General features: G+C 61.6%; 9 protein-coding genes. 6 read left to right on the forward strand and 3 right to left on the reverse strand.

What is annotated here, in order from left to right; translation table 11 throughout:
- The first annotated feature begins 144 nt into the window (after positions 1-144).
- Positions 145-1,262 (forward strand): IS3 family transposase gene (locus tag ACTIF6_RS26755; protein WP_439590737.1). Its coding sequence is split into 2 segments (ribosomal slippage): positions 145-400 and positions 400-1,262, totalling 1,119 coding nucleotides; the frame shifts between segments, so codons are not numbered across the junction.
- A gap of 253 nt (positions 1,263-1,515) precedes the next feature.
- Here ACTIF6_RS26755 and ACTIF6_RS26760 read toward each other — a convergent pair.
- Positions 1,516-2,484 (reverse strand): hypothetical protein, encoded by a 969-nt coding sequence (locus tag ACTIF6_RS26760; RefSeq protein WP_439590738.1) that lies wholly within the window; start codon positions 2,482-2,484, stop codon positions 1,516-1,518.
- A 425-nt stretch (positions 2,485-2,909) separates the two neighbouring features.
- Here ACTIF6_RS26760 and istA point away from each other — a divergent pair, with 425 nt between their 5' ends.
- The 5 genes from istA to ACTIF6_RS26785 all read left to right on the forward strand — a co-directional run bounded on the left by istA (position 2,910) and on the right by ACTIF6_RS26785 (position 8,946).
- Positions 2,910-4,442 carry an IS21 family transposase gene (istA, locus tag ACTIF6_RS26765; protein WP_439590739.1) on the forward strand — a complete coding sequence of 511 codons (1,533 nt, stop codon included), beginning with the start codon at positions 2,910-2,912 and terminating at the stop codon, positions 4,440-4,442.
- 2 nt (positions 4,443-4,444) lie between these two features.
- Positions 4,445-5,197 (forward strand): IS21-like element helper ATPase IstB, encoded by a 753-nt coding sequence (gene istB, locus ACTIF6_RS26770; protein ID WP_332752502.1) that lies wholly within the window; start codon positions 4,445-4,447, stop codon positions 5,195-5,197.
- Positions 5,198-5,444: 247 nt separating this feature from the next.
- Complete coding sequence (locus ACTIF6_RS26775; RefSeq protein WP_439590740.1) at positions 5,445-6,464, forward strand: alpha/beta hydrolase; 1,020 nt, start codon at positions 5,445-5,447, stop codon at positions 6,462-6,464.
- A 7-nt stretch (positions 6,465-6,471) separates the two neighbouring features.
- Positions 6,472-7,506, forward strand: a complete 1,035-nt coding sequence (locus tag ACTIF6_RS26780; protein ID WP_439590741.1) for a helix-turn-helix domain-containing protein — start codon at positions 6,472-6,474, stop codon at positions 7,504-7,506.
- A 201-nt stretch (positions 7,507-7,707) separates the two neighbouring features.
- Complete coding sequence (locus tag ACTIF6_RS26785; RefSeq protein WP_439590742.1) at positions 7,708-8,946, forward strand: serine hydrolase domain-containing protein; 1,239 nt, start codon at positions 7,708-7,710, stop codon at positions 8,944-8,946.
- 464 nt (positions 8,947-9,410) lie between these two features.
- Here ACTIF6_RS26785 and ACTIF6_RS26790 read toward each other — a convergent pair whose 3' ends face one another.
- Both ACTIF6_RS26790 and ACTIF6_RS26795 read right to left on the reverse strand, forming a co-directional pair.
- Positions 9,411-10,112, reverse strand: a complete 702-nt coding sequence (locus ACTIF6_RS26790; RefSeq protein ID WP_260669133.1) for a Crp/Fnr family transcriptional regulator — start codon at positions 10,110-10,112, stop codon at positions 9,411-9,413.
- 251 nt (positions 10,113-10,363) lie between these two features.
- Positions 10,364-10,624, reverse strand: a 261-nt coding sequence (locus ACTIF6_RS26795; protein ID WP_439590743.1) for a transposase domain-containing protein, incomplete at its 5' end; no start/stop codon positions are given.

Below are 10,624 nucleotides of genomic sequence, written 5' to 3' on the forward strand. Positions count from 1 at the left end.
AATCCCTGTTCACGATAAATCGGAATCGGTGTTCACGATCTGCCGGAATCACCGTTCACGGTCGTCCGGAATACCCATCCGGACTTTTCAAAACTAGAGGTACGGTTGCTTTCCGGCAAGCCCGAAGGGGCGCAAGGAGAAGCAATGAAGAGATCGAGATTTTCAGAGGAGCAGATCGCGTACGCGCTGCGATTGGCTGAGTCAGGCACACCGGTGGTCGACGTGTGTCGCCAGATCGGCGTGTCCGAAGCGACGTACTACACATGGAAGAAGAAGTTCGGGGACCTGGGCGTGAGCGAGCTCAAGCGCCTGAAGATGCTTGAGGACGAGAACGCCAGGCTCAAGCGCATCGTGGCCGATCTGACGCTGGACAAACAGATCCTGCAGGAGGTCGTCCGAAAAAAGCTTTAAAGGCTGTCAAGCGGCGTGAGCTGGCGGCCTGGATGCAGGAGCGCTTCAAGGTGAATGTGCGCAGGTCGTGCCGGCTGGCGCTGCTGCGACCATCGGTCTGGTACGCAGAGAGCGAGGCACGCGATCAGAGTGCGCTGCGCCTGCGCATCCGGGAGATCGCGATGGACCGTCCACGATTCGGTTACCTGCGCGTGTTGGTCATGCTCAAGCGTGAGGGCTGGGAAATCGGCAAGAAGCGCGTCTATCGCCTGTACCGGCTGGAAGGACTGCAGTTGCGCATGAAGGTCAAACGTCGCAAGCGCATCAGCCTGCAGCGTGGTCGGCCAATGCCCGCCACAGGGCCGAATCAGCACTGGAGCATGGACTTCGTGCACGATCAGATGCTCGATGGACGGGCATTTCGGGTGCTCACGGTGATCGATCAGTGGAGTCGCGAGAGTGTGTCTCTAGAGGCCAACTTCCGGCTCACTGGCCGGTGCGTCGGCAAGGCTCTGGACGAGGCTGCGCTGCAGCGGGGATGGCCCAAAGCAATCACGGTGGACAACGGCACGGAATTCACATCCAAGGCACTCGATGAATGGGCCTGGCGCCGCGGTGTGAAGCTCGACTACACGCGGCCTGGAAAGCCCACGGATAACGGGCTCATCGAGTCATTCAACGGTCGGTTGCGCGATGAGTTCCTGAACGTCAACGAGTTCATTACGATGCAGGATGCGCGTGAGAAATTGAAGGCTTGGCAGCATGACTACAACCATCACCGTCCGCATGGCTCACTCGGCCACCTGACCCCGAGTGAGTTCGTCAGAAAGAGGTCAGATCAACAGCTGGAAAGCCGTCCAACTCCAATTTAGAAGTGACCGGATATGGGGGAGACGTCAGTGTCTGTTGCTAGCGAAGAAGAAGAGGACCGGATCTTCGAGGCATCTTTGACGCCGTTCGAGCGGCAAGACTTGTTGCTCGGAATTGTCCCAAGCAGCAAGCATGCGTATTTCGGGCTTCTTGGACATCAAGTTCGACATCGTTGACACCGTGTTCGGCACCGCAGTCAGCGAGCTTCTTTCACCTTCCTAGAGAACTCCCAGCGGGCCTTGGATTGTTGACAACTCACTGGTTGGGCTGAGTGGTGTCCTTGATCCTGCCAGGCGCCGCAGGCTTGCCTGCACCACGTCGCTGTCCGCCCCAACTTGCTCTGCCTTCCCAGGTGCAAATCCAGGCCTCTGCTCTGGCCGTGGCAGGGGTGAGCAGGTGCACTGATCCTCCAATGGCCTGCGCCACATCTACCCCTTTGTCCCCGTACATGACCTGGAGCAGAGCGGGCAGCAGACGGACTTCACCCTTGCGACCATCAGCCTCCAGCTGTTGCGACAGAGCAGGCCGGCGCTCCTTCAACCAGCTGCCAAGTCCTGATGGCGGCACCATGACCGCCAAGCTGAACTCGGACTCGTGAAACTGCCATTCCTCGGCGCTCACCAGGCGGCTCAGTTCCTTCTCAAAAGCGGGTCGCAACCGCTGTACCTGTTTGTGGGTGGCCACGGCGCAAAGTGGAGCACCTTCCCTGTCCCGAGACGTGGAGTTGGTGGAATGGTTCTCGCACACGCCGCGCGAGCGCTGCGGCAGCCAGCAGTACCGACAGAATGCGTAGAGCGGCGTAGCGACTTCTTGTGCGCCCACGTGTGGATGTGCCTTGGGCAGACCGAGCACGTCAGCCATCCGCGCGAATGACGCCAATTCCAGGTGAGCAGGAAACTCAACCTCGCGCGGTGGTCGAGTGGTGTGCCGCACGAAGATGCTCACAACAGCTGCGCTTGCCCCGAGCTGCTTGTCAGTGCCACCACTGGCGGTAGCAAGGTTCGCGTAGAGGATCCAGAGGCTATCCCAACTGGTCTGCCCCCGTAGATCAAATAGTGACTTGTGCACGTCCGGCAAGAGCGGCAGCAAGCGTTCGCGCAGCAGGCCGATGACCATGGCTGGGTTCACGGCCTCCTCGCCGAAGGATGTGTAGCCATCGAGCAGAACGTCCAGGAAAGCTCGGGGCATGGGCGGCGGCACTGCGTCGTCGAGGTACAGCGGCATTTCAAGTGTCCAGATAGCCCAGTAGTTTGGCGTGCACGACTTTCGTACGATGGCCGATCCCCGCATTCGGCGTGCCGAACCAAGTGTCGAGCTTGCCGTGTTGGCGCCTCAAACGTTCCTTTCGGCGACGTGGACACTTGTTTCGGCAACGTGGACGGGGATATCGACCACGCGCGCAACGTCGGTGGCGTCGCGCCGTCATATCAACAGCAACCAGGAGCCTCACCGAGCAAAAAAACTACACGTCCAGAAACGAAAAAGCCCGAGTTGCAGCTCAGGCTTTTTGTCCGGCCGAGGCCAGCAAGATTTGGAAAGATCTAGTGGTGTGGAGTATCGGTCGCAGCGTTCGGCACGTCAAGTGCTGGGCGTGCTGGGCAAACTCGTCCTTGCAGCGCGTCCTCCCGCGCTGGGCAAGAAGTGAGTCCATGCGCATTCCAATTCACCTGCAGCGGGAAATCGCCCGCTTGCACTATTACGATCCCAACAGTTCTGACCGCGCCATCGCCGGCACCGTGGGCATGTCGCCTTCCACGATCGGCAGCTTCCGCCGAATGCTTCGAAAGCAGGCGCACGAATGGTCAGCGATAGCGCCGCTTGACGACGATCAGTGGCGAGACACCCTGGGCACGCACGACCGCTCCATTGCGCAGCGGAAACCTCTGCCCGACTGGCAGTGGGTGCACACGGAAATGCAACGCCCCGATGCGACCATGGAGCAGCTGTGGCGCGAGTGGAGGGAAACATGCCCCGAGGGGGTGGCCTACACCCAGTTCGCGGTCGGATACCGGGCCTGGAGAAAGAATCTTCACGTTGTCATGCGACGAGTACACCGGCCAGGTGACAAGTTGTTCGTGGACTTTGCTGGTAGGACCGTGGAGATCAGAGACCCTGCAGGCGGCCCCTCTCGGTTCGCACAAATCTTCATCGCGGTGCTCGGCTACTCCAACTACACCTTTGTGCACGCCGTCCCCACCCAGACAACAGGTGACTGGGTGCAGTGCCACGTCGAGTGCTTTGAGTTCTTGGAGGGGGCGCCGTGCTGGGTGGTCAGTGACAACCTCAAAGCCGCTGTCTGGCGCCGCAGCCGCGATGAGTTGGTTATCAACCCGACCTACCGCGACTGCCTCCACCACTACGACACGGCTCCTGCGCCCGCCAGGCCAAGGCGCCCAAAGGACAAGTCCAAAGCAGAGGTGGGAGTGCAGATCGCGCAGCGATGGATACTGTTCAAACTGCGTGATCGGGTGTTCTTCAGCATCGACGAACTCAACAAGGAGCTGCGCCGGTTGAACCACGAGCTCAACGATCATCCGTTCAAGAAACTGCCAGGCTGTCGGCGCAGCAGGTTTGAAAGCGATGAACGCGCCACGCTCAAGCCGCTTGTGCAAAAGCGCTTCGAGTTGTGCGACTGGCGCTATCAAGTCCGCGTGGGCAATGACCACCACGTAGAGTGCCTGCGCTGCTTCTACTCGGTGCCTTCCCAGTTGGCTGGAGAGCGCGTCGATCTGCGCATCACCGCGTCCATGGTGGAGGTGTTTCGAGGTGGCCGCCGGGTAGCGTTGCACGCGCTGCTCACTGAGCCGGGCAACAGCACCACGCAGCCTGAACACCGGCCTGTGGCCCACCAGCGGGTTCTGGAAGGCGAGCCCAAGGCGCTGATGCAATGGGCCACGGCGGTGGGCGTCAGTGCTCGGGAAATGATCGGCTACCACCTCAACGAGCGGCGCGATCCCGCAAATGGCATGCGCGCTGCCCGACGCATGCGAGATCTGGCGCGGGACCACGGCGAGGATCGCTTCGAGTCCGTCTGCCGCTACGCACTCCCGCTGAACATCACTTCGCTGCGCAGCATCACTTCGATCCTGACCAACCAGGCGGACCTGCGGCTCCGTCCAGCCACGCCACCGCCCCGCATGGAGCACGACAACCTGCGCGGCGCCCAATACTTCGGAGACTAAACATGAGCACCCATACCCAGAACTTGAGCAAGTTGCGCGAACTGCGCCTGAACGCCATGGCGACAGCCTATGAACTCCAGCAAGAGCAGGCAAAGCTGCAACATCTTGCGTTTGACGATCGCTTTGGTTTGCTTCTTGAGTCGGAAGTCTCCACCCGGAATTCCCGCAAGCTCAACCGCCTCGTGAAATCGGCCGACTTTCCGGAAATTGCCGCATTTGAAGACTATGACGCGCGTGCAAGTCGAGGGCTGGACAAGGCGTTGATGTCAACGTTGGCCAATTGCAGCTGGATCACGCGAAAGCAGAACCTCATGATCCTCGGGCCCACGGGTGTGGGTAAAACCTGGCTGGCGTCGGCGTTCGGCCACCAGGCCTGTCGGCTGGGCATGACCGTGGCCTTCTACGTGGCCAACGACCTCTTCACCAGCATCGGTCAAGCGGTGCTCGATGCCTCGCTGCCAAAACTCAAAACGGCCCTCTACAAACCCAACCTGCTGATCCTTGATGACTTTGGAATCGGGGAAATGTCCCCAACCGCAGCGCAGGTCTTGCTCGATGTTGCCGACCGGCGCATGCGCACGGGATCTCTGCTTCTGACCAGTCAGTACCCCGCGGACACTTGGCACGGTTTCTTCCCAGATCCAACCGTCGCGGATGCGGTTCTTGATCGCGTGGTGCATCAAGCTCATCGGGTCCAGCTGAAGGGCGAATCGATGCGCAAAATCAGAGGGCGAGCTGCTCTGAATCCTGGCTGATAAGGTCGCGCTTTCCTGGCCTGCGTTACCTTGTAATGGGGCGGCCTTTCCTACAGCCCCATGTACGGCTGGCGATCCCATCTTGATGGGTAGCTGTTCCCCAGCTCCAAGGCTAGACTTCAGGAATCGGCCACAACCGGTCCTTCGGGAAGTGCCGGAGAATCCTCTCTCCGAAACAGGTAATTTGGGCTTTCACTTAAAGAGGCGCGCTCAATCTTCAGCGTGACTTAGCCACAAGCAGACGTTCGTGAAGGAACCCGAGATGAAGGAGCTCACCCAGGGGGTGGTCGAGGGGGCGGGCCGACAAGCGCGGCTCGACCGACCGACCTTTGATCCTGAACTGCGCGCAGGCTTGGCGATCGTGGGCGGAATGTTCCCGCCGACTGTGACCAGCGACCTGATCGACTTCATGCGGGTGTCGTACGCAGGGCCGCCTCTCGAAACGCTGATCGGCGGGCGAAACATCCGCTGCGAGGAACGCGTCTTCGAGGGTTACGAGGGTCACCCTCTCAAGGCGTCTGTCTTCCGTCACCAGCGCGCCTCCGGGCAGCGTCCCGGTGTGCTTTTCGTGCATTCCGGGGGTCTGATGTTCGGCGATCGGTTCAGTGGGTTGGACCGGATGATCGATTTCGTCGAACAGCTCGGCGTCGTGCTCGTGTCGATCGAGTACCGCCTGGCGCCAGAGTATCGCGACCCTTATCCGCGGGAAGATGTGTACGCGGCGCTGGAATGGATGGCATTGCATGCGGAGTCGCTCGGCGTGCGCCTCGATCGCCTGCTGATCGCGGGCGCCAGCGCAGGGGGAGGTTTGGCGGCCGGTGCAGCCCTCGCGGCGCGCGATAGGGGCGGTCCCCGCCTGTGCGGTCAGCTGCTCGACTATCCCATGCTGGACGACCGCGGCATCACGAAGTCCACGCTTCAGTTCGATGGCATCGGCGTCTGGGATCGCGTGAGCAACGAGACTGGCTGGGGCGCGCTGCTTGGCGAAGCGCGCGGTGGTCCGGATGTGTCGCCGTATGCCGCTCCGGCTCGTGCAACTGAGCTTTGCGACCTGCCGCCCGCGTTTCTCGACGTCGGTAGCGCCGAGATATTTCGCGACGAAACCGTGGCCTATGCGGACGCCCTGTGGAATGCCGGCGGGCAGGCCGAGCTTCACGTGTGGCCGGGTGGGTTCCATGCGTTCGACATCTTTGCGCCGCATACCGCACTGTCACGTGGAATGATCGCCACGCGCAGTGCATGGATGTCGCGCGTGTTGGCCGATTGAGGAATGTATGCAGGAACTGCTGGCTCGACTGAAGGCCCTTGACCCCAACGCCAGCCTGGCGTTGAGGATCATCGCGTGCTTCGACGAATTGGTTCGAGGTGGCGTCAACATCCAGGGGCTGCTCGGGGCAGCAGCCTCGCTTTCGGGCTGTGTAGCGGGGTTCGCCGGGCATCAATCAGAGCGCACGCTCCGCGTCGCGCCGGACGGGCAGACCCTGAAGGGAAGCGCCTCAGCGCCGCGAGAAGGCTCCCTGGCAGCAAACGGCATGACAGTGTGGCTGGAGCGGGAGGGGCCAGCCCATGTAAACGATGCGATGATCCTCGAGCGCCTCGCACTTGCGCTGGCCATCCGCAGCGGGCACCAGGCGGACGATCCACTGCGTCGGCTCGGCGATCTGCTCGACGCCAACGTTGCCGTGGAGCATCGCCACGCGACGGCTGCCAAACTCGGATTGGCGCCGCACTTGAAGTACCGCGTTGCCACCTTGCCGCTCTTCGCGACATGGAAGCAACACCGCGACCTGCTGGAAGACGTTGTCCACACCCGCTACGGTCCGCTGCACGTGTGCGTACTGCGCGCCGAGGTGAAACACATCGACGCCAGCCCCTGCGGGATCGGGGTGGCGGCGGGGATCGACGACCTCCACCGATCGCTGGCGACAGCACTCGTGAGCTTGCGCCTGTGCGCTGTTCCAGAAGTACCAGTCGTCGTCGCAGACGACTATGGCGGTCTGATCGATCTGCTCGCCCAGTGCTCTGTCGATCGACCGTTGCTCGATGTCGAGGAACTCGAAGGCGTCATGCAGCATCCGTGGGCCGTCCGAACTCTGGATGCGCTGCTTCGCTCCGCGTCTATCCGTGACGCATCTCGCATTGCCGGTGTCCACCACAGCACAATGCAGGCGAGACTGGAGACCATTCGCGACTTGCTGTCGTTCGACCCACTCGACGGAATCGGCCGAACCCGCGTCGGCCTCGCCTTCCTCGCCTGGCGCGTTCGGCATTCGTCGGCGCTGGACATGCCACCGCCCACCAGTCGCTAGTCTCAACCGCCAAATGGCGGGATTCGGTCCCTCCAGGCGCGCCGGTCGGCGGTTACTGGCCACCCGGTGTGTTGCTATCTTCTCGTTGCCACACTTCGCCGCCGGAGACGCGTTGGGCGGGGTCATCGCACCGACCTCACGCCGACGTTCCGCGCTCCGGCACTTGGCCTGTGGCGGTGGTTCAACAACACGGAGACAAGAATGACCGAACTGACGAAAGCAATCGACGCCGTTCTCGATGGCGTGACGACAGGCACACCCCGCGTGCCCGGGGTATCGGCGGCGGTGACCGACCGCCGCGGCACGATCTACGAAGGCGCGCGCGGTGTCCGCAACACCGGAACCGGCGAGTCGTTTGAACCCGACACCGTGTGCGCGATATTTTCGACCACCAAGGCCATCGCAGGAACGGCTTGCTTGCAACTGGTGGAAGAGGGGCTTCTCGACCTCGACGCGCCTGCGAAGGAGTACGCGACCCAACTTGCCGACATCATGGTCATCGAGGGCTTCGGTAACGACGGGCAACCCAGGCTGCGCCCACCGAAGCGCGACATCACGACGCGTCACCTGCTCACACACACAGCCGGCTTCAGCTACGACTTCTTCAACGAGACGTACACCCGCCTCGCCAACGAACAGGGCCAGCCCTGGGTGGTCGACGCATCTTGGAAGTCGATCAAGACGCCACTTCTGTTTGATCCGGGCGAGCAGTGGTCCTATGGGAGCAACATCGATTGGGCCGGCATGGTGCTCGAGGGCATTACGGGCAAGCGGCTCGGCGAGGTCATGCAATCGAGGGTTCTCGGTCCGCTCGGGATGACTGACACCGCCTTCACGATGACCCCTTCCATGCAGTCCCGGCAAGCAACGATTCACGCGCGCGAGGATCGCGATGGTTCGCTCGTTCCGCTCAACGGGGTGACCTTGCCGCAGGATCCGGAGGTCCACATGGGCGGGCACGGCCTCTACGGGACCGCGTCGGACTATGTGAAGTTCATCCGCATGTGGCTCAACGACGGACGCAGCGACAGCGGAGAGCAGATCCTGCGACCGGAAACCGTCGAGATGGCATCCCGCAATCATTTGCCTAAGGGCATGCACGTGAAGATGCTGCCCGGGGTCGATGCGACCAAGACGGCTGCGTCCATCCTGCCCGTGTCGAGGCCACGGCTGTCCAATGACGCCGAGTTCTTCCCCGGCATGCCCAAGACCTGGGCACTCACGTTCATGATCAACGAGGAAGAAGCACCCACGGGTCGGCCGGCTGGTGCCCTCTCATGGGCGGGCCTCGCTAACCTGTACTACTGGATCGATCGCGCGAACGGCATCGGCGGGTATTGGGCGACCCAGATCTTCCCGTTCGCCGATCCGACCTCGGTAGCGGGCTTCCTTGAGATGGAAAAGGCAACCTATCAACACGCAAAGCCTCGCGCCCGATGAGAGGCACAAGGCCGCACCGCTTGAGGCAGCAACCGGGATCATCGCGGTCTCGTTGCTGATCGGCTGTGAAGTCGGGCCGTTCGACATCCGGCGCGCGGGTGAGTGTCGGCTTTCGACCGAACGGACCGTCCGGCGGGGTAGATTGCACGGGAGTTGATCGGAAGCCGTCCGCGAGTTGGGTCCATCCACCAGCGAAGGTCTTCTTCGGGCCCGTTGCTGCCCTTCGTCGAGCGTAGTTGAACGTCGATAGTGCAGCGCTTGCCGTCGGTCGTGCACGGGAGCTGGGTTCACAGTGCATTGCGCGAAGCTGTCATCGGCTCACCCATCAGCACGGCGGCATCAATGACAGGTATCAAGGTGGCTGCAGTCATCCGTAAGCGCGCGGCCATCCCATGGCTCGCGTTGGTCGGCCTCAGCGCCAGTTCGCCAAATCTATCGCGGCCTGCAATGCTGAACTTGGCCCCTCAAGAACCCGAAGGCATCAACTCATTGAGCAGTCGCTTGTCCGCCGCGTAGCAGTTGCACGCTGCTTGCTGCAGACCCAGCCGATCGAGCACAGTGAGCTCACCGCGGTGATATTCAATCAGTCCACGCCGCTGGAATTCGCTGGCTGCCCCGCTCACTCCCACGCGCCGTACGCCCAGCATCTGCGCGATGAAGTCCTGGGTCACATGAAACCGGTCGGCGTGGGAGCGATCCTGGCTCATGAGCAACCAGCGCGCCAGCCGCTCGCTTATCGTGTGAAAGCGCTGGCAGGCTGTGGCAAGTGATTGCTGATGCAGGCGGACCATCAAAGAGCCTTGCACCAGTTCTCGCAGCTCGGGCATGGTGGCTATGGTCTTGCGCAACACATGCGCTTCCAGGCGCCAGCAATTGCCAGCGCCTTGCACCACGGCTCTCCAGGGCGTCTTGGCCACTCCGAGCACCAATTCCGCCCCTAGCATGGACTCGGGTCCGATCATGCCCACCGCCAACGGCGGGTGCGTCTCGATGTCAATCACCAGCGCAATGAAGCCGGAACGTGGAAAGTACGCGTGGCTCAGTGGCGCCCCATGCTCGATCAGGTCGGACAATGCCACCAGCTCGAACCGGGTACACAGCGCAAGAAAACGCTTGCGCAACGCTTTCGGAAGACGCTCAATGAGGTGGTTCTCTGCGTTGTCCATGGGAAGCCCTGGTACACGAGAAAACCCCTCTCGGAGCGAACCCGCAAGGTTCGCAAGACAGGATGTCTTGCATTCCCTTGTCGACTGTAGACCTGTTCGATTGACTGTTCTGTCTGGAACCGAACAAATACTCAAATCAAACACACTGGTAGCTTTGAGGGAGGGCGCAGTTCCAAGGCTTTGCGTATGAGACCTCTGACGGTGAAACTCACCGTCGGCCAAATCTAAAGTGAGATGGCCTGGATTCGCTGCTAGCGGTGTGGCAGCAGCTCACCGATCTGACTGGCGCGCTGCATGGGCAGGCGTGCCATCACGTCGCGCAGGTAGACATACGGGTCGTGCCCGTTCATGCGCGCTGACTGGATCAGGCTCATCGCCGCTGCCGCCCGCTGGCCCGCGCGCAAGCTGCCAGCGAACAGCCAGTTGCTTCTGCCAATGGCAATCGCCGGGTCATTCTGCCCATGTCGGGCAAGAAGTTGAAGTCTTCTATCGCTGGCATCCACTCTATGGGC

The organism is Hydrogenophaga sp., assembly GCF_051860785.1.
Taxonomy (GTDB): domain Bacteria; phylum Pseudomonadota; class Gammaproteobacteria; order Burkholderiales; family Burkholderiaceae_C; genus Hydrogenophaga.